Genomic DNA, 19,372 nt, shown 5'->3' on the forward strand with positions numbered 1-19,372 from the left:
ACTTTGCGCTCCCCGAGCCCTGCTCTCACATCGAGGTGCCTGCTCCGGGACTCAGAGCCGCTCGCCCACGAAGACCGTGAGGTCGACGAGGCGGTTGGAGTAACCCCACTCGTTGTCGTACCAGCCGACGACCTTGACCTGGTTGCCCTGGACCATGGTCAGGGAGGAGTCGAAGGTGCAGGAGGCCGGCCAGTTGACGATGTCCGAGGAGACGATCTGGTCCTCGGTGTACTCGAGGATGCCCTTCAGCTGGCCCTCGGCGGCCTTCTGGAAGGCGGTGTTGATCTCGTCCTTGGTGACCTCGCGGTCGAGCTCGATGACGAGGTCGGTGACCGAGCCGGTCGGGACCGGGACACGCATCGAGATGCCGTCCAGCTTGCCCTTGAGCTGCGGCAGGACGAGGGCGGTGGCCTTGGCGGCACCGGTGGTGGTCGGGATGATGTTCTCGGCGGCGGCACGGGCGCGGCGCAGGTCCTTGTGCGGGAAGTCCAGGATGCGCTGGTCGTTCGTGTACGCGTGCACCGTCGTCATCAGGCCCTTGACGATGCCGAAGTTCTCGTCGAGGACCTTCGCCATCGGCGCCACACAGTTGGTGGTGCAGGAGGCGTTGGAGATGATGTGGTGGTTCGCCGGGTCGTACTTGTCCTGGTTGACGCCCATCACCAGTGTGATGTCCTCGTCCTTGGCCGGAGCCGAGATGAGGACCTTCTTGGCGCCGCCGGCGATGTGCTTCTCGGCGTCGGCCTTCTTCGTGAAGATGCCGGTCGACTCGATGACGATGTCGACGCCCAGCTCACCCCAGGGGATGTCGGCCGGGTCGCGCTCGGAGAGCACCTTGATCGTCTTGCCGTCGACGGTGATGGTGTCCTCTGTGTGGGACACCTCTGCCTTCAGACGGCCCAGGATGGTGTCGTACTTCAGCAGGTGAGCGGTGGTCGCGGTGTCACCCAGGTCGTTGACAGCCACGATCTCGATGTCTGCACCCTGCTCCAGCAGCGCGCGGAAGTAGTTACGACCGATGCGGCCAAAGCCGTTGATGCCTACGCGGATCGTCACGAACCGATCTCCTCGTTGGTACGCCGGTTGCGGACCGGCGAGCTGTATGGGATGTCCCCGACCGCATACGACCCTACCTCCCCGATGCGGCGGGAGTGACATCGAGCACGCCCCATACACGGCAGGGCGGTCCGTACCCGCCAGTAGGGGTACGGACCGCCCTGTTTTTGCAACCTGATCACCTGATAACGGTCACTTGCCGGTCACCTCGTCCCGGTCACCCCGTGACGGTCACCCCGTGCCGGGCGGCGACCGGCCGGTGTCAGCGCTTCAGTGCGGCCAGCGCCTTGCCCAGCAGAGCCGTACGGTCGGCCGCCGCGGTGACGTGCTCCAGGCCGAAGCCCAGCAGCACGGTGTCCCCGGTGGTGACCGCACCGTACGTCGTGAACAACTCGCCGGACAGGCCCCAGTCCTTGACGACCGCCGGGCTGCCCGCGGGCGGCCCGGGGGTGCTCCAGGCGCCCAGGGACGTCTCGAAGCCCTCGGGCTGACCGGCCGTACCGCCGATGACGACGGAGGTGTTGTCGGCGAGGACGCCGCGTCCGCCGGTGCCGGGGTCGGTGAGGTAGCTGATCGACACCTCGACCGTCTTCCCGGCGTACGCGGACAGGTCGAACCCGACCTGCTGCCAGCCGTCGGAGGCTCCGGTGAAGCTGTTCCAGGACCCGCTGGTGCCGGTGGGCGTGCAGCCGCCGTCACCCAGGGTCAGGTACCGCTTCAGGGCCGGGTGGGCCTGGACGAGGAACCCGGCCCCGCACTCGGCGGGGACGGCGGTGGAGGTGGCTCCGCCCGCTTCCGGGAGCGTGGTCCAGTCGTCCGCTCCGGCCGTGTGCGCCTCCAGCACCGCGTGGTCGTAGCCCTCCTCGGTGTCCCACAGGAGCTGGGTGCGCAGGGTGGGCTTGTCGGCGGCGCTCACCGCGGTGAGGTCGATGGTGCGGGTGAGGCGGTTCCACGCGTAGTCGGAGTGCGTGACGGCCGCCATGGACGCGCCTTCGTAGGGGCCGAACGGATTGGCGGTTCCGGGGTACTGGCCCGCTCCGGCACTCTCGAACTGCGGGAACGTCTCCACGGGCAGGGCGTCCGAGGTGACGCCGAACGATCCGGCGGTGTCCAGCGGGTTGCCGGGCGCGCCGCTGAGCGCTCCCGTGACGCCCGCCAGCCTTCCGCCGCCCGCGAAGGAGGTGGCGTTCGGCAGGGACGTGCGGGTGTAGGCGCCCAGGTAGTACTGGCTGAAGTCGTTCGACAGGGTGCCTCCGCCGAGGTCGACGGAGCCTCCGGCCGTCTCGCCCGCCTCGATCAGCTTGCCGCCCTCGTTGAGGTAGGCGCGCAGTTCGAGCTGGGTGGCGTTGCCCGGGCGGACGGCGCCCGTGTAGTGGACGACCGTCCTGAAGTGGTCGAGCACGCCGAGCGCGTCGGGGGCGCCCTGGGTGGCGACGTCCCAGACGAGCGCCTTCCTGCCGTTGGCCTTCAGCGCGTCCACGTAGGTCTGCGCCCGGGCCTGGGCCGCGCCCTCCTCGGCGACGACGAGCGTGTCCGCCCTGGGCCGCTCGGCGACCGTGTACGTGAAGTGCTCGCTGGCCGTGCGCTTGCCGCTCTTCGTCCTGCCGGTGAACCAGACCTCGACCTTGTCGCCGGGGTCGGCGTCCTCGACCTCGGCCCGGTACTCGTCGAAGTACAGGTTGTCCTCGCCGCCGTATGTCTCGCCGCCCTTCCATGCCTTGAGCGCCGTGTCGTGCGTACGGCCGCCGTTGACGCGGTAGTTGAGCTCCTTGTCGCGCACGGACCTACGGGCGACGACGGAGACCTCCTGGTCGGCGCCGCGCGCGTACGACGTGGTGAAGCCGGCCGGGGTGAAGTCGGGGGCGTCGATCCCGACCGAGGACTTCGGCTGGTCGGGCTTCGCCGCGGACTCGGCTACGGAGAGCGCGAACGGGATGTTCTTCTGGAACTCCTGCTGGATCAGCTTCTCGTCGTCCGGGAAGGTGAAGATCGACTCGCAGTCCCTGGCCTCCCAGGCGTCATTGGGGTCGACGTTCGACGCCGTCTCGCAGGTCGACATCTCCGGGGTGAACATCGCCGCGCCGTTGACGTTGGCCGCGTGGCCGTTCGCCTCGCCGTTGGTCGTGTAGAGCTCGGAGGAGAGCTGCGGGTGGTAGCCCGGGATCGCGGAGTTCTCGGGCGTGCCGGCGAGGGACTTGTAGAGCACGTCGTCCGGGGTGGGGGTGGCCACCTGCCAGCCGACTCCGTAGAGGAGCAGTTCTGCGGCCGAGTGGTAGTTGATGCCGTACTCGAAGCCGATGCGCTTCTCGAAGCGGTCGATGACCTTGGTCTCGGGCTCGGAGTTCGGGCCGGCGCCGCGGTAGGTCTGGCTGGTGGGGAACGGGGACGACCCCTCGTCGTCGTAGCCCCACTTGTAGGCGAAGTTGCGGTTGAGGTCGACGCCGTCGCCGATGGTGATCCGGCCGTCGCCGTTGTTGTCCCGCATGTTCTTGCGCCACTGGCGGTCGCCGTCGGCCTGGTGGGTGAAGTCGTAGCCGTCCGGGTTGGCGGAGAGCACGAACCACAGCTCGGTGGAGTCGACGATCTTCTTGATGCGCTTGTCGGTCCGGTAGTTGTCCAGGTAGTGGTGGAGCAGCCGCCTTGTCATCTCCGGCGTGATCCACTCGCGCGCGTGCTGGTTGGACATGTACAGGACGGAGGGCTTGGCGCCGTCCTTGGTCTTCTTGGCGTTCTTGGTCAGTTTGAGCGCCAGGATGTCCTGTCCCTGGAGGGTCTTGCCGAGGGAGACCACCTTGGTGAGGGACGGGTTCTCCTGGCCCGTCCGGATGATCTCCTCCTTGAGGTTGCCCGCTCCGCTGTAGGGCCGGTAGACCCCGTCCCCGGCGGCGGCCACACGCGCGCGTGCCTTCGCCGTGAGCGTGTGCTCCTCGAGGTCGACGCCCTTCTGCTCCAGGTCGTCGGCCTGCTTGTCGGTCAGGTAGACCTCGACGGTGGCCGTGCCCTTGTCGGGTGCCTGTTCGCCGAGTTCGTGACCGTCCTGGCCGGCCGCGAGCAGCAGAGGTATCTGCTGCTTCGTGACCTCGGCACGGTAGACCTTGACCTCTTCCGTGTCGGGAGAAGCGCTGGTCTCCGCGGCCTGGGCGATGGGTGCGAGTCCCGCACCGCCGAGCAGGAGTGCGCAGGCAGCGAGGATCGGTCTCGCTTTTCGTCTCATGAGCCCCCCTTGCAGTGGTTCACCACAGCGGCGAACAAATGCCAGGCTCATGTCAGTTGCTGATCGAGTCAAGGGCGCCTCAGGGCGCGGCAACGGAGTTCCCAAAAACGCGGAACGCCGGTGCCGATCTGCCCAAGTGGGCGTCGGCACCGGCGTGTTGACGGACCGGGAGTTCCTGGCTGACGAGCCGTCATCCCACCAGGTTGTCGGCCATCTCCTCGGTGAGGTTGGACTCGGTGCTGGGGATGCCGAGATCGGAGGCGCGCTTGTCGGCCATGGCGAGCAGCCGGCGGATACGGCCCGCGACGGCGTCCTTGGTCAGCGGCGGGTCGGCGAGCGCGCCCAGTTCCTCCAGGGATGCCTGCTTGTGCTCCATGCGCAGCCGTCCGGCGGCGGCGAGGTGCTCGGGGACCTCGTCGCCGAGGATCTCCAGGGCACGCTGCACCCGGGCACCGGCCGCGACGGCGGCGCGGGCGGAGCGGCGCAGGTTGGCATCGTCGAAGTTGGCGAGCCGGTTCGCCGTGGCGCGGACCTCGCGGCGCATCCGCCGCTCCTCCCAGGCCAGCACGGACTCGTGGGCGCCGAGACGGGTGAGGAGCGCGCCGATCGCGTCACCGTCCCGGACGACGACCCGGTCCACGCCCCGTACCTCGCGGGCCTTCGCGGCGATCGACAGCCGTCTGGCCGCGCCGACCAGGGCGAGCGCGGCTTCCGGGCCCGGGCAGGTCACCTCCAGGGACGACGAGCGGCCGGGCTCGGTCAGCGAGCCGTGTGCCAGGAACGCCCCCCGCCAGGCCGCCTCCGCGTCACAGGTCGCCCCGGAGACCACCTGTGGGGGCAGGCCCCGAATGGGGCGGCCCCGGCCGTCGACAAGCCCGGTCTGGCGGGCCAGCTGGTCGCCGCCCGCCACCACACGCACCACGTAACGGGAGCCGCGGCGCAGTCCGCCGGGCGCCATCACGATCAGCTCGGAGCTGTGGCCGAAGATCTCCAGGATGTCCCGCTTGAGCCGGCGCGCGGCCATCGCCGTGTCCAGCTCCGCCTCGATCACGATGCGCCCGCTCACCAGGTGCAGCCCGCCCGCGAACCGCAGGATCGCCGAGACCTCCGCCTTTCTGCAGCAGGTCCGGGTGACGGGTAGCCGGGAGATCTCGTCCTTCACCGCTGCCGTCATCGCCATGGGCCGATCCTTCCATGCATCCGAAAAATACGGTCGTACGCGGCGGCCAGCAGCTCCGGGTCGTGCCGCGGCGAACCGTCGGTCCGTGCCACCGGCGCCAGCTCGACCGCGGCGCCGAACCTCTTGGCCGCGTCGGTGAGCGACGCGCGGTCGGGCACGGCGGCCGTGTCGGCCAGCACCACGTCCAGGGCGAGTTTAGGGGCGTGTCGTGCCAAAACCTCCAAATGACGCTGCGGGGAGAAGCCCTCGGTTTCTCCGGGTTGCGGTGCGAGGTTCAGGGAGAGCACCCGGCGCGCCTTCGTCTCCGTGAGCGCGTCGAGCAGCTGGGGCACGAGAAGGTGCGGGATGACCGAGGAGAACCAGGACCCGGGTCCGAGCACCACCCAGTCCGCGTCCAGGACCGCCTCGACGGCCTCGGGGACCGCGGGCGGGTCGTGCGGTACGAGGTGGACGGACTGCACCTCGCCGGGCGTGAGCGCGACGGTGGCCTGTCCCCGTACCGTGTCGACCTCGTCCGGGCGGGCCGGGTCGTGGCCCTTGACCAGGGCCTGGAGTTCCAGGGGTACGGCCGACATGGGCAGCACCCGGCCGTGGGCGCCCAGGAGCCGGCCGACCAGGTCGAGGGCCTGGACGTGGTCGCCGAGCTGCTCCCACAGGGCGACGATCAGCAGGTTGCCGACCGCGTGCTCGTGCAGGTCGCCCTTGGACTGGAAACGGTGCTGGATGACCCGTGCCCAGGTCTGGCCCCAGTCGTCGTCGCCGCACAGCGCGGCCAGCGCCTTGCGGAGGTCGCCGGGCGGGAGCACGCCCAGCTCGTCGCGCAGGCGCCCGCTGGAGCCGCCGTCGTCGGCCACGGTGACGACGGCCGTGAGGTCCCCGGTGATCCGGCGCAGGGCGGCGAGCGAGGCGGACAGGCCCATGCCGCCGCCGAGCGCTACGACCTTGGGCTGGGCGCCGCGACGGCGCCCCCGCCCACCGCGGGCCTCGGCGGGTCTGCCTCCACGCTCCTCCTGGGTGACCCGACGCAGCCTGCTCAGCCGCAGAGCGGCACGTCCCGTCATTCGCGACCCATGTCGCGGTGCACGACGACGGTCTCCACACCCTGGGAGGCGAGGCGGGCGGCGAGCTTCTCGGAGGTGGCGACCGAGCGGTGCTTGCCGCCGGTGCAGCCGACCGCGATGGTCACGTACCGCTTGCCCTCGCGGCGGTAGCCCGCGGCGATGAGCTGCAGCAGCTCCGCGTAGCGGTCGAGGAACTCCTTGGCTCCGGGCTGGTTGAAGACGTAGTTCGAGACCTCTTCGTTGAGCCCGGTGTAGGGGCGCAGCTCGGGGACCCAGTGCGGGTTCGGCAGGAAGCGCATGTCCACGACCAGGTCGGCGTCCACCGGGAGGCCGTACTTGAAGCCGAAGGACATGACGGTGGCCCGCAGCTCGGGCTCCTCCTCTCCGGCGAACTGGGCGTCCATCTTGGCGCGCAGCTCGTGCACGTTCAGGCTGGAGGTGTCGATCACGAGGTCGGCGTCGCCGCGCAGCTCGCGCAGCAGCTCGCGCTCGGCGTCGATGCCGTCGACGATGCGGCCGTCCCCCTGGAGGGGGTGCGGGCGGCGCACGGACTCGAAGCGGCGGACGAGGGCCTCGTCGGAGGACTCCAGGAAGACGATCCGCCGGGTGACGTGCTTCTCCGCCAGGTCCGCGAGGGACTCGCGGAGGTTGTCGAAGAAGCGGCGGCCACGGACGTCGACGACGACCGCGATCCGCGCCACATTGCCCTGGGAGCGGGCGCCGAGCTCCACCATGGTGGGGATCAGCGCGGGCGGCAGGTTGTCGACGACGAACCAGCCGAGGTCCTCCAGGCACTTGGCGGCCGTCGACCGTCCGGCGCCGGACATGCCGGAGATGATGACCAGCTCGGGGATGGCCGCCTCGGGGACCCCGGCCGATTCGCTGCCCGTACTCACGTGTGCTCCGTCTTCCTGGGGCGCTGGGTGCTGTGAGGCGTACTCGCCCGCCGCCGCGGGGGCTTCCTCGCGCCGTGCCGTGTGTTCCTGGTGCTCTTCTTCTCGGGTGTCGTGCTCGCTCATCTCTCCTGCCCCCGTCGTTCGTCCGGGGTTCCCGCGGACACGGGCTCCCCCGAGGGGCCCGCCGTCGTCCCGGGCTCCCCGTCTTCTTCTTCCATGATCTCTCCGGTCGCCGTGTTCACGGCGGGTGCTGCCGGAGCCGCGGCGGCCAGGGCCGCGGTGATCGTCTCGGCCGTCCTGCGGCCTACGCCGGGGACCTCGCAGATCTGGTCGATCGTCGCCGACCGCAGTTTCCTCACGGAGCCGAAGTGCTTGATCAATGCCTGCTTGCGGGTCTCGCCGAGACCCGGCACCTCGTCCAGGGGACCGGCTCTGAAGCGCTTGGCCCGCTTGGTGCGCTGGTAGGTGATGGCGAAGCGGTGGGCCTCGTCGCGGACGCGCTGGAGAAGGTACAGGCCCTCGCTGGTGCGGGGCAGGACGACGGGGTCGTCCTCACCGGGTACCCAGACCTCCTCAAGGCGCTTGGCGAGGCCGCACACGGCGATGTCGTCGATGCCGAGCTCGTCGAGGGCCCTGCGGGCTGCGGCGACCTGTGGCTGCCCGCCGTCCACGACGACGAGCTGGGGCGGGTAGGCGAAGCGCTTGGGGCGGCCGTCGTCCTCGGTCAGGGAGTTCTCGCCGTCGGTGTCCTCGCCGTCGGCCCACTCGCCGGTCCTCTCCTTCTCCGCGAGGTACCGCCTGAAGCGGCGGGTGATCACCTCGTGCATGGAGCGGACGTCGTCCTGGCCCTCGAAGCCCTTGATCTGGAAGCGGCGGTACTCGCTCTTGCGCTGCAGGCCGTCCTCGAAGACGACCATGGAGGCCACGACGTCGTCGCCCTGGAGGTGCGAGATGTCGTAGCACTCGATCCTCAGGGGCGCGCTGTCCAGGTCGAGGGCCTCGGCGATCTCCTCCAGGGCGCGCGAGCGGGTGGTGAGGTCGGAGGCGCGCTTGGTCTTGTGCAGGGCGAGCGCCTGCTGGGCGTTGCGCTCCACGGTCTCCATGAGGGCCCTCTTGTCGCCGCGCTGCGGGATGCGCAACGAGACGTTGGACCCGCGCCGGTCGGTGAGCCACTGCTGGACGGGGTCCACCGGGTCGGGCAGCGCGGGAACCAGCACCTCCTTGGGGACGGCGTCGCCGGTCTCCTCGCCGTAGAGCTGCTGGAGGGCGTGCTCGACGAGGTCACCGGTGGTGACGGCCTCGACCTTGTCGGTGACCCAGCCGCGCTGGCCGCGGACGCGTCCGCCGCGGACGTGGAATATCTGCACGGCCGCCTCCAGCTCGTCCTCGGCGACCGCGATCAGGTCCGCGTCGGTCGCGTCGGTGAGCACGACCGCGTTCTTCTCCATGGCCTTCTTCAGGGCCTCGATGTCGTCGCGCAGGCGGGCGGCCCGCTCGTACTCCATCTCGTCGGCCGCCTCCATCATCTGCTTCTCGAGGCGGCGCAGGTAGGTGCCGGTGCGGCCGGCCATGAAGTCGCAGAAGTCGTCGGCCAGTTCTCGGTGGTCCTCGGGGGAGATCCGCTCGACGCAGGGGGCCGAGCACTTGCCGATGTAGCCGAGGAGGCAGGGGCGACCGGTGCGTGCCGCGTTCTTGAACACGCCCGCCGAGCAGGTGCGTACGGGGAAGACGCGCAGCAGCAGGTCCACGGTGTCGCGGATCGCCCACGCGTGCCCGTACGGCCCGAAGTAGCGCACGCCCTTCTTCTTGTGACCGCGCATCACCTGCACGCGCGGGAACTCCTCGTTCATGGTGACCGCGAGGTACGGGTAGCTCTTGTCGTCGCGGTACTTGACGTTGAAGCGGGGGTCGTACTCCTTGATCCAGGAGTACTCCAGCTGAAGGGCCTCCACCTCCGTGGACACCACCGTCCACTCCACGGACGCGGCCGTGGTGACCATGGTGCGGGTGCGCGGGTGGAGGCCCGCCAGGTCCTGGAAGTAGTTCGCCAGGCGCTGGCGCAGGCTCTTCGCCTTCCCGACGTAGATCACCCGGCGGTGCTCGTCACGGAACTTGTAGACCCCGGGTGAGTCCGGGATCTGTCCCGGCCTGGGGCGGTAGCTGGAGGGGTCGGCCATGTTCCACACCCTACTGGCGGGGACCGACATCGCGGCGGCCCTGTGGACAGAGCCCGGCCACCCCTGGCGGGCCCCGCTCACCCGCCCCGCTCACGCCCCGGGATGACCCGACTCCAGGAAGGTCAGGACGGCCAGGACGCGGCGGTGGTCGTCGGTGTCCTCGGGCAGCCGCAGCTTGCCCAGGATGCTGCGCACATGCTTCTCGACGGTGCCCTCGGTGACCCACAGGCGGCGACCTATGCCGGCGTTGGATCTGCCCTCGGCCATGAGCGCGAGGACCTCGCGCTCGCGGTTGCTGAGGATGCCGAGGGGGTCGTCGCGGCGCTGGGCGACGACGAGTTCCTGCACCAGGGAGGGGTCGACGACCGAGCCGCCCTTCAGGATCCGCTCCAGCGTCTCGATGAACTCGTCGACCACCGTGACCCGGCTCTTGAGCATGTAGCCGATCCGTCGGCCGCCGGCCAGCAGTTCCAGGGCGTCCTCGACCTCGACGTACGCCGACAGCACCAGGATGCCCGTGTCGGGGTGGCGCTCACGGATGGCGCGGGCCGCCTTCAGGCCCTCGGTGGACTGGGTCGGCGGCATCCTGATGTCGATGATCGCCAGGTCCGGCCGCTCGTCCTCGACGAGTTCCAGGAGGTGGACGGCGTCCCCGGCCTGGCCCGCCACCTCGTATCCGACCCGCTCGCACAGACTGGCCAGCCCCTCCCGGAGCAGGATGTCGTCGTCGGCGAGAACCACTCTCCCGCGCGCGGGCCCCTGTTCCGCGTCCGCATCGTCCATGTCGCCCATGTTCCCGACCTCGTCCGCTTCTGCCCGATCCCCTGCGCTGCGCGTCCAACAGCCTGCCGGAACCGACCACTTCCGGCTAGCCGGAAACCTACTTGGGGGCTGGCCATGACGACACCTTGACATTGCGGCGGGATGCTCGAACCAGTGCAGATGCAAGGGACGTGCCGCTCCTGAAGAGGCGCGGCGGGTCATCGGTTCATCGCTCGAAGGGCTGCGCAGATGCGGCAGACACGGATCGAGAGGCGACGGTCGGCACCCGTACGCCGGCAGACGGACGACACACTCTCCCTCAGCGCCCTGCGCGACCCCAGGGACCCCGACATCGTGCGCGCCAAGCGCCGTCAGGGCGCACGGCACGGCGGGAACGCCCGCCCCTAGAACCGGACGGTCGCCTCTACCGTCCGCCCCGGCCGCCCGGACCGTACGCACGTCACCGAGTCCAATGACTCCCCCTCGATTGGACACCCGCGTACGCTCCGGGCGGCCTGCCATACCTGCGGGAAGGCCAGGGCCGTGCTCGCTCACTCCCCCTCGGGGCTCTGTGGCACGGGAAGCCGTGCCGTCAGCGTCGTACCGCCGCCTGGTGGACTGGTGACGTCCAGCCGTCCGCCGGCCGCCTCGACGCGGTCGACGAGCCCGATGAGGCCCGACCCCTTGGCCGGTTCCGCTCCACCGACTCCGTCGTCCCGGATCGTCAGGTCCAGGACACCGTCCCGGTCCTCGGCCGCGACGGTCACCACACTCGCGCGCGCGTGCTTGGCGGCGTTGGTGAGGCACTCGGAGGTCACGTAGTACGCGGCCACCTCCAGTTGTTCCGGGAAGCGGGACACCGACAGACTGAGATCGAGTTCCACGGGGACTGCGGAGCGGCGGGCCAGGGCGCGCAGGGCCGGGCCCAGTCCGCCCCGTGAGAGGACGGCCGGGTGGATGCCGCGGGCCACCTGGAGCAGGTCCTGGAAGGCGTCGTCGAGGCCCTTGCCCACCTGGGCGAGACGCTCGGCGAGTTCACCGGAGCGGTCCGCCAGCAGGGACTCGGCCAGCCGCAGGTCCAGCTGGAGCGAGACGAGCCGCTGCTGGACGCCGTCGTGCAGATCGCGTTCGATGCGGCGCCGGGAGGCGTCCCCGGCGGCCACCACGCGCGCGCGTGAGGCGGTGAGCTGGGCCCGGCTGTCGGCGTTGGCGATGGCCATGGCGATGAGTTCGGTGAAGTCGGCGAGGCGTGACTCGGTGCCGTCGGGCAGCGGCTCCACCAGCGAGGCCGCGACGACGGCACCCCACCGCCGGCCGTCGACGACGATGGGCGCGGCCGCGGAGCGTCCCGCACGGGCCGCCTGCTGCGTCCAGTCGTCCTGGTGCCTGGTCTCACGCGCCGTGTCGGGACGCTTTCCGCGTACCGCGTCCCCGCCCGTGTCCTCCGTCTCGTGCGCGATCCCGAGGACCGTGAAATAGCCGTCGGACTCGTACCGCAGCACGGCCACGGCGGTGCCCAGCAGGTCCGCCACCTCCTCCGCGACCTTCGCGAACACCTCGGACGGCGGGACCCCGCCCGCCACCGCGGTGGCGACCCGGCGCAGTGCGGTCTGCTCACGGGCGGCCAGGCGGCTCTCGGTGACGTCGCGCGCTGCGGCGTAGATGAGGCCCTCCTCGGGGACGGGGCGGGCACTCCACTGGAGCCAGCACTCGGTGCCGTCGTCCCGCACGTAACGGTTCTCGAACTCGTCGACCTCCTCCCCCGTCGCCAGCCGGTCGAAGGCGGCACGCGTGCGTGCCCGGTCCTCCTCGTGGAGGAACTCGACGAGCGGCTTGGACAGCAGCACCTCGCTCGAGTGGCCCAGGGTCCGCTCGAAGGCGGGGTTCACCCGCTTGAAGTAGCCGTCGAGACCGCAGATGCAGAGCAGGTCCAGGGAGAGGGTGAAGACGCTCTCCAGTTCCTGCTCGGCCTTCTGCCGCCGCCCGTGCGCCGCGGCGAAGGACGCCATCGTGTCGTTCATGCCGCCCAGGACGTGCGCCCAGGTGCCGTCGAACGAGGCGGCGTCGGCGCGGTGCTCGAAGCGGCCCGCGTCGATGGCGCCGTTCATGGCGCGGATCTCGCCGACCAGCCGCTCGGTGGTCACCCGCAGGCCGCGGACGGTGTCGGCGACATCGCCGAGTTCGTCGCGTCCCGCGTAGCCGATGTCGTACGACAGGTCACCGTCCGACAGGGCTCGGGCGCCCGCGGACACGTCGCCGAGGGGCCGGGTGATCGAGCGGCGCAGGGCCAGGACGAGCGCGGTGACGACGCCGAGGACGAGCAGGGAGACCACGAGCTCCCGCGCTCCACCGGACCGGGCGGTGGCGAGATCGCGGTCGGCCACGTCGCCCAGTTCCCGCGCGGCCTTGCCCTCGATGCCGCGCAGGCCCTCTACGCGCGCTTGGGAGACGGCCAGCCAGCGGTCGTACGAGGGCAGGTCGGCGGTCCTCCCGTGCGGTGCGGCGAGCGTGTCGCGGACCTCGCGGACGGCCCGGCCGGGGGCCCGGAGCAGGGTGGCGTACAGCTCGCTCTTCAGCTCGGGCGAGGTGTTCTGCCGGAAGGTGTCGAGCTGGGCCTCCTCCAGTGCCTGCCAGCGGCCCACCGCTACGGGCTGCCGGCCGGGGGGCGCGTCGAGGAGGACGGCGAGCTCGGCACGTTCCCGCTCGGCGGCCTCGATGGCCGACAGGAGGGCGATGTGGGCGTCGGCGGCGCGGCCCGCGCCCCGGGTGGGCCGGCCGGACTCCAGGTCGGCGACGGTGTGCAGAAGGCGGTCCTCGATGCTCCCGTACCCCTTCATCACGCCCTGGGGGCTGAGGGAGCCGGTGCCTGTCTGGGCGCGCACGGCGTGCAGTTCACGGCTCACGGCGTCGAGCCGACCCACGACGTCGGTGCGTCCCGAGACGGAGTCCGCACGGGCGGCGGCCCGCTCCACGGCGCGGTCGGTGGCGTTCTCGGCGGCGGACCGTTCCTTCAGCGCCCCGGGCCCGGGCCGCAGCCGGGCCAGGACGGCGGCGATCCGCTCCCGGGCGACGGCGTCGGTGACCCCGGTGGTCGCGGAGGCGACCCGCGTCGCCGTCCGGAAGTCGCCCAGGGTCCGCGCCTCGTTCCACTGGGTCACGGCGCCGACGGCGGTGAAGGCGAGCAGTCCGGTCACCGGCAGCAGCACGAGGAGCATCAGCTTGGGTCCGACGCGCAGGCGGGCGAGGAAGGTGGGATCGGCCTGGGCCGAGGGGCGGACCCTTCGTTCGGTCGCGGGGCTTCTGCGGCCCGGCGCGCGCCGTGGCGCGCGCAGGCGTCTTCCGGTCGGTACGCGGCGCACGGCTGGTCCTCAGTGGCCCGGGCGGGGACGACGGCGGTGACGCACGAGGTCCTTGGTGAGGGCGCGCACGTCCGCAGTGGACGCCTCCGTCGAGTGCTTGTTCGCGTCCACCTGTCTCACCTTCGCCCAGTTCGGCCGAGTGGCCTCCTGTGCCCCTGCCCGCGCGGCTCCACAGCATGCCGGGGAATCCGGTGCGCGGTCCATCGGTGCCCCCTGCCGCGCGGAGCCCGGACGCCCAGGACGCCGACCGGGTGCGCGGATGCCGACGGAGTGCGCGGATGCCGTGCCGCCGCTCATGGTCCGCTCGGCGGGTAACCGTCATGCGCGGCCAGGTCCTTGTCGATGGCCCTGGCCGCCTGGTCCAGCGTCTTTTTGACCGGGGCGCCGTCGAGAACGATCTTCGCGAAAGCTCGGGAGAAGGCCCTGGTGATCGCCGGGTACGCGGGCGTCCGCGGGCGCGGCCGGGCGACCCCGTCACGCAGCTGCTCGAGGAACAGCCGCTCGGCACCGCCCTCGCCGTACGCCGGGGAGCGCTTCACCGCGCTGTTCGTCGCCGGGACCGCGCCGTTGGCCTCGCTCATCCTGAGCACCTGTTCCGGGCGCAGGAGGAACGCGAGGAAGCGCCACACCGCGTCGCCGTCGGTGGCGCCCGAGGTGATGCCCCACTGCCAGGACCCCATCCCGGTGACGGTGCCCTTGCCGAAATCGGGCAGCGGCACGATCGCCACGTCGCCGGGGTGTGCCTTGGTGTACTCGGCGTATCTCCAGTGGCCCATCCAGGAGAGGGGACTGCGGCCCTCGACGAACGCCTTGTCGTCCTTGCCCGGGTCGACGAGCCCTTCGCTGACCCAGCTCTGCAGGGTGGTGAGCCCCCTGACGGACGCCGGGCCGTTGAGGTAGCCGTCCGCCGAGCGGAACCCGGGGTCGATGAGGTCGCCGCCCGCCGACCACAGGGCCGGCGCGAACCCGTAGGTGTTCCACTCGCCGCCGTCCGCCCCGTAGTGGAGCCCCAGGTCGAGTGGCCTGTCGTAGCCCTCCTCGCGGAGTGTGCGGAGGATGCCCGTCAGTTCACCGGCCGTCCAGGCGTCGTCGACGCCGCGCGGGATGCGCACGCCCGCCTCCTTCAGCACCGACGGCCTTATGTACAGGCCGAGTCCGGAGTCGAACGTTCCGATGCCCCACAACCGCCCGGCGTAGGTACCCTGTCGGCGGACGGACGGCAGCAGATCGTCCAGGACCTTCCTGGGCACGCAGGAGTCGATCGGCTTGAGCTTGCCGGACCAGGCGTAGCTGTAGAGGTTCGGGCCGTCGAAGTCGAGCAGGTCGGGAAGGTCGCCGCTCGCCGCCGCGGAGAGCACGAGTTCGGTGTACGAGGGGGCCGGGGGCAGGGCGACCAGCTCGACTCTCACCTGCTTCTGGATCCTGTTGAACTCCCTGACCTGGCCGCGCAGGGTGGCGAGTTCACCGCTGCGCCCGGTGTGGAACCACACGGTGATGCGTTCGGTGCCCTCGATCCTGCCGTCGCAGGTCGTGTCGCTCCGCGAGCGCTTTTCCCCGCCCGAGCCGTCACCGCCGCTGCATCCGGCCAGCAACAGGGCGGCCACCAGCAGCGCTGCACACAGGGTGCGACGGATCCGGGTCGTCCCCAAGTTCCGGTGCGGTGCCGGCATCACGCACCCCCACTCGACCGGGCTGCTCAGCCTCCCTCAGGGCAGCGTCATGCTAGCGCCCGTGCGGCGGCACGGCTCCGTGCGCGCGCGAACCGCGCCATCCGGCACAGGCCTTCAGCACATTCCCCGGACTCATGGCACACGGGAAGTCGGGCACCCCGCACTTTTCCGGCTAGCTGGAAAGCTTAATCACCGACCGGTTGGCACCCTTGCTGCATGTCCATGCGCTGTCTGCTCGTCGATGACAGCGCCCGGTTCCTGGAGGCAGCGCGCTCCCTGCTGGAGCGCGACGGGGTCACTGTCGTCGGTGTCGCCTCGACGGGCGCGCAGGCACTCGAGCGGGCCACCGAGCTGTCCCCGGACGTCGTACTGCTGGATCTGGACCTCGCCGGCGAGAGCGGCTTCGACCTCGCCTGGCGGCTGGCGGAGGCCGTGTCCTCGGTCATCATCCTCATCTCGACGCACTCACTGGACGACTTCCAGGAGCTCGTCGCCGCCAGTCCCGCCCGCGGATTCCTGCACAAGTCATGGCTGTCCGGGCGCGCGATACGCGACCTTCTGGGCCCGGAGCCGGGGTCACCGACGGCTTGACGGGTGAGTGGTTTGTTCCGCTCCAGGGTGTTGTCGGAGCATGGTCAACACGCTTCAATGCGGGGTGGCCCGGCGCCGTGAACTGCCCGCATGCGGGCATGGAGTTCCGGCACGCCGTGCCCGGCGCCCACCGGGCGCCCGACGCACGCACGCGAACGGTCCGACCAGCCGTCCGCGCCGGACAGAAAGGCCCCTGCATGCGGCACGGCACAGAGCACGCGGACGTCGCCACGACGGAGGCGGACCTCTCCGCGGCGGAACTGGACACGGCCTTGCGGAGCGGTCCCTTCCATGTCGCCCTGCGCGCCGCCATCGCCGCGCGCGGGCTGCCCCTGCAGCGCGTCCAGCACCACCTGTCGCGTTACGGGGTGAAGGTCGGTGTGACCAGCCTGAGCTACTGGCAGCAGGGCGCCCGACGGCCCCAGCGCCCCGAGTCCCTGCGGGCCGTGCGCGCCCTGGAGGAGATCCTCCACCTCCCCGACGAGTCGCTGATCCGCCTGCTCGCCGAGACCGAGGAACGCCCTGGCCAGGAACGTGCCACCGGCCGCTCGTACCGCTCCCTGGTGGAGGCGTCGGGCGTGCTGGAGCAGCTCCTGAACGAGCTGGAGGCGTCGCTCGACGGCGGCCTGCACACCATCGGCCACCACGAACGGGTCCGGATCGGGGCGCGCCGCGAACTGCTGGCCCGCGAGTCCCACCACATAGTGCGCGCCCACAGGGATGGTGTGGACCGCTATGTGGCCGTCCACCACGGTGACCCGGGATGCGCGCCGGAGCGCATGACCGTACGAGCCCTCGAGAACTGCCGCACCGGGCGCGTGCGGTTCCACCACGGTACCGGAGTGCTCGTCGCGGAACTGCTCTTCGACATCCGGCTGCGCACGGGTGACACCTTCCTCTTCCGGTACCGGATCGAGGACGGCACGGCCGGGGCGTCCCACGAGTACGTCCGTGGGTTCGGTTACTCGGGCGGGCAGTACGCGCTCCAGGTCTGCTTCGACGAGCGGGCCCTGCCCGTGCGCTGCCACCGCTTCACCCAGCACACGGCGGCGGCCCCGCGCACCGGCCACCTCGACCTGCCCCTGAGCCGCCGGCATCGCTCGGTCCACCTGGTGGAGCCCCGGGTCCGCTCCGGGATCCTGGGCATTCGCTGGGACTGGGAGTGACCGGCGCCCCCACGTAAACGCTTGCGCAAACGTTTACGTGTCTCTCCGGATGCGGTAGCTTCCCGCCCAGGCAGCTCACCGTGCCCGGAGAGGGCATCGTGCCCGGAGAGGGGACCTGTCTTGGCCACGATGGTCGATGTCGCGCAGCACGCGGGTGTGTCCGTGGCGACCGTCTCGCACGTGCTGAACAAAACGCGCGCGGTGCGTCCGCAGACCCGCCAACTGGTCCTCGACGCCATCGAGGCACTCGGCTACACGCCCAACACGCTGGCCCGTTCCCTTGTCACCTCGCGGACACGGTCCATCGGGCTCGCGGTGTCGGCGGTCAGCAACCCGTACTTCACGGAGATCCTCCAGGGCGTCGAGGCCGGCGCGCTGGAGCAGGGCTACAGCCTGCTGATCGCCGATCCGCACGACGACCCGAAGCATGAGCGGAAGGTCGTCCAACTCCTGCACGAACGGCGGGTGGACGGCATGATCGTCGCGCCCTCGGCGCGGCCGGACGGCCTCCTGGACTACCTCCGCAGGCACGACGTCCCGACGGTGTTCCTGGACCGGCTCGTCACCACGCCCGACGGCGACCCGTTCCGCTTCGACCAGGTCTGTACGCAGAACACCGAGCCCATGGCGCAGCTGGTCGGGCATCTCGCCGACCTCGGTCACCGGCGCATCGGCCTGGTCGCGGGTCTGCCTGGCCTCAGCACCACGGGCGAGCGGATCACCGGCTACCGGCTCGGCCTGTCGGCCGCCGGACTGCCGTACGACGAGTCGCTCGTGGCCCAGGGCGACTCCGACGCGGAGGTGTCCCGGCGCGTCACCCGGGAGCTGCTCACCCTGTCGAGTCCGCCCACGGCGCTCGTCACCGGGAACAACGCCATGACCATCGGTGCCCTGCGTGCCCTGGGCGAGCTGCGTGTCCGCGTACCGGACGACATCGCGCTGTGCTGCTTCGACGACTTCGCGTGGGCCGATCTGTTCCACCCGCGGCTCACCGCCGTCGCCCAGCCCAGCAAGGAGATCGGCGCGCAGGCCGTACGGCTGCTGCTGGAGCGGCTGGCCACGCCTGAGCATCCCATCCGTACCGTCCGGCTTCCCTCCGCGTTCGTCCACCGCGGCTCGTGCGGCTGTCCGGAGAGCCCCGAGAAAACCGGAAGTCCGGAGATCTCCGAGAGCACCGCGAATCCGAAGAGCTCCGAGAAAGGATCCGTCTCGTGATCGTCGTCGCCGGTGAGGCCCTCATCGACCTGGTACCGCAGGGCGCGGGCGCCCTCGTGGGTCTGCAGCCCGCTCGCGGCGGCGGCCCCTACAACACGGCCGTGGCCCTCGGCCGCCTCGGCTCGCCCACCGCCTTCTGCTCCCGCGTCTCCCGCGACGCCTTCGGGGAGGCGCTGCTGGACGGGCTGCGCGCGGCGGGTGTCGACGCGACCTCCGTGCAGCGCGGTACGGAGCCGACGACTCTCGCCGTGGCCTCGATCGACATGAACGGCTCGGCCTCGTACTCCTTCTACGTCGAGGGCACGGCGGACCGGCTGTTCGAAGCTCCCGACCGCCTGCCCGCCGGCACGAAGGCCGTGTCCTTCGGCACCTGCTCGCTCGTCCTGGAACCCGGTGCGAGCGCGTACGAGGAGCTGATGCGGACGGCCGCGGCCCAGGGGGTGTTCACGGCCCTCGACCCGAACATCCGTGCAGGGCTGATCCCGGACGCGGATGCCTACCGCGCCCGGTTCAAGAGCTGGTTGCCTTCGGTGTCCCTGCTGAAGCTCTCCGAGGAGGACGCCGAGTGGCTCGGCGGCACTCCGCGGGAGTGGCTGGCCTCCGGCCCCTCGGCCGTCGTGATCACCCACGGCGGCGACGGGCTCACCGCCTTCACCCGCGACGGCGCCGAACACTTCGTACCGGGCGAACGCGTCGACGTCGTGGACACCATCGGCGCCGGCGACACGGTCAACGCGGCCCTGCTGCACGGCCTGTCCACATGGGACGCCCTGTCCGCGGAGGCGCTCGTGGGTCTGGGCACCGACGGCTGGACGCGGCTGCTGCGGTTCGCGGCGCGCGCGGCGGCGATCACGTGTTCCCGGGCCGGCGCGGAACCGCCGTACGCCACCGAACTGGGCGACGTGTGATCGTCGCCGTGGAGTCCATGGAGTCCGTGGAGTCCATGGACCCGGAGGCCCCGGAAGCTCAGGAGGCCCACTAGGCCCCGAAGAGCGGGTGACGGTGCGACGGGCGGTGTCCCGCGG

Annotated in this window: 14 protein-coding genes; 5 read left to right on the forward strand and 9 right to left on the reverse strand. The window is 71.0% G+C overall.

Translation table 11 applies throughout. The annotated features are described in order from the left end of the window. Window positions 1–51 precede the first annotated feature (51 nt). From gap to FNH08_RS20755, 7 genes are all read right to left on the reverse strand, one after another. On the reverse strand, window positions 52–1,056 hold the full coding sequence (gap, locus tag FNH08_RS20725; RefSeq protein ID WP_322724971.1) for a type I glyceraldehyde-3-phosphate dehydrogenase: 1,005 nt from the start codon (window positions 1,054–1,056) through the stop codon (window positions 52–54). A 262-nt stretch (window positions 1,057–1,318) separates the two neighbouring features. Then, window positions 1,319–4,270 (reverse strand): M14 family metallopeptidase, encoded by a 2,952-nt coding sequence (locus FNH08_RS20730; RefSeq protein ID WP_152772988.1) that lies wholly within the window; start codon window positions 4,268–4,270, stop codon window positions 1,319–1,321. A 190-nt stretch (window positions 4,271–4,460) separates the two neighbouring features. Then, window positions 4,461–5,450 carry a DNA-binding protein WhiA gene (gene whiA / locus FNH08_RS20735; RefSeq protein WP_152772989.1) on the reverse strand — a complete coding sequence of 330 codons (990 nt, stop codon included), beginning with the start codon at window positions 5,448–5,450 and terminating at the stop codon, window positions 4,461–4,463. Further along, the gene (locus FNH08_RS20740; protein WP_152772990.1) at window positions 5,441–6,511 is read right to left on the reverse strand and encodes a gluconeogenesis factor YvcK family protein; all 1,071 of its coding nucleotides are present in this window, start codon (window positions 6,509–6,511) and stop codon (window positions 5,441–5,443) included. Before FNH08_RS20740 ends, whiA begins: the two co-directional genes overlap by 10 nt. Further along, window positions 6,508–7,530, reverse strand: coding sequence for an RNase adapter RapZ (rapZ, locus tag FNH08_RS20745; protein ID WP_152772991.1), 1,023 nt, complete (start codon window positions 7,528–7,530; stop codon window positions 6,508–6,510). Before rapZ ends, FNH08_RS20740 begins: the two co-directional genes overlap by 4 nt. Beyond that, a complete protein-coding gene (gene uvrC / locus FNH08_RS20750; RefSeq protein ID WP_152772992.1) occupies window positions 7,527–9,584 on the reverse strand; it encodes an excinuclease ABC subunit UvrC in 2,058 nt (685 codons plus the stop codon). The genes rapZ and uvrC overlap by 4 nt, the downstream gene beginning before the upstream one ends. Window positions 9,585–9,674: 90 nt before the next feature. Then, complete coding sequence (locus tag FNH08_RS20755) at window positions 9,675–10,367, reverse strand: response regulator transcription factor (RefSeq protein WP_152772993.1); 693 nt, start codon at window positions 10,365–10,367, stop codon at window positions 9,675–9,677. 228 nt (window positions 10,368–10,595) lie between these two features. On the opposite strand from FNH08_RS20755, the gene FNH08_RS50820 reads away from it, so the two are divergent. Continuing rightward, the gene (locus tag FNH08_RS50820; protein ID WP_194238551.1) at window positions 10,596–10,754 is read left to right on the forward strand and encodes a hypothetical protein; all 159 of its coding nucleotides are present in this window, start codon (window positions 10,596–10,598) and stop codon (window positions 10,752–10,754) included. Window positions 10,755–10,897: 143 nt separating this feature from the next. Here FNH08_RS50820 and FNH08_RS20760 read toward each other — a convergent pair whose 3' ends face one another. Together FNH08_RS20760 and FNH08_RS20765 are read right to left on the reverse strand one after the other, a co-directional pair. Next, window positions 10,898–13,561 carry a nitrate- and nitrite sensing domain-containing protein gene (locus tag FNH08_RS20760; protein WP_152772998.1) on the reverse strand — a complete coding sequence of 888 codons (2,664 nt, stop codon included), beginning with the start codon at window positions 13,559–13,561 and terminating at the stop codon, window positions 10,898–10,900. Window positions 13,562–13,998: 437 nt separating this feature from the next. Then, the gene (locus FNH08_RS20765; RefSeq protein WP_152772994.1) at window positions 13,999–15,375 is read right to left on the reverse strand and encodes an ABC transporter substrate-binding protein; all 1,377 of its coding nucleotides are present in this window, start codon (window positions 15,373–15,375) and stop codon (window positions 13,999–14,001) included. 216 nt (window positions 15,376–15,591) lie between these two features. Here FNH08_RS20765 and FNH08_RS20770 point away from each other — a divergent pair, with 216 nt between their 5' ends. The 4 genes from FNH08_RS20770 to FNH08_RS20785 all read left to right on the forward strand — a co-directional run bounded on the left by FNH08_RS20770 (window position 15,592) and on the right by FNH08_RS20785 (window position 19,255). Next, entirely contained in the window at window positions 15,592–15,966 is a 375-nt protein-coding gene (locus FNH08_RS20770; RefSeq protein ID WP_152772995.1) for a response regulator, read from the forward strand. Window positions 15,967–16,163: 197 nt separating this feature from the next. Beyond that, window positions 16,164–17,132: a hypothetical protein gene (locus FNH08_RS20775; RefSeq protein ID WP_152772996.1), complete on the forward strand. Its 969-nt coding sequence runs from the start codon at window positions 16,164–16,166 to the stop codon at window positions 17,130–17,132. Between the two features lie 120 nt (window positions 17,133–17,252). Further along, on the forward strand, window positions 17,253–18,347 hold the full coding sequence (locus tag FNH08_RS20780) for a LacI family DNA-binding transcriptional regulator (protein ID WP_152772997.1): 1,095 nt from the start codon (window positions 17,253–17,255) through the stop codon (window positions 18,345–18,347). After that, complete coding sequence (locus tag FNH08_RS20785; protein WP_322724975.1) at window positions 18,344–19,255, forward strand: carbohydrate kinase family protein; 912 nt, start codon at window positions 18,344–18,346, stop codon at window positions 19,253–19,255. Before FNH08_RS20780 ends, FNH08_RS20785 begins: the two co-directional genes overlap by 4 nt. Window positions 19,256–19,372: the final 117 nt, after the last annotated feature.

The organism is Streptomyces spongiae, from assembly GCF_009377185.1.
GTDB lineage: Bacteria > Actinomycetota > Actinomycetes > Streptomycetales > Streptomycetaceae > Streptomyces > Streptomyces spongiae.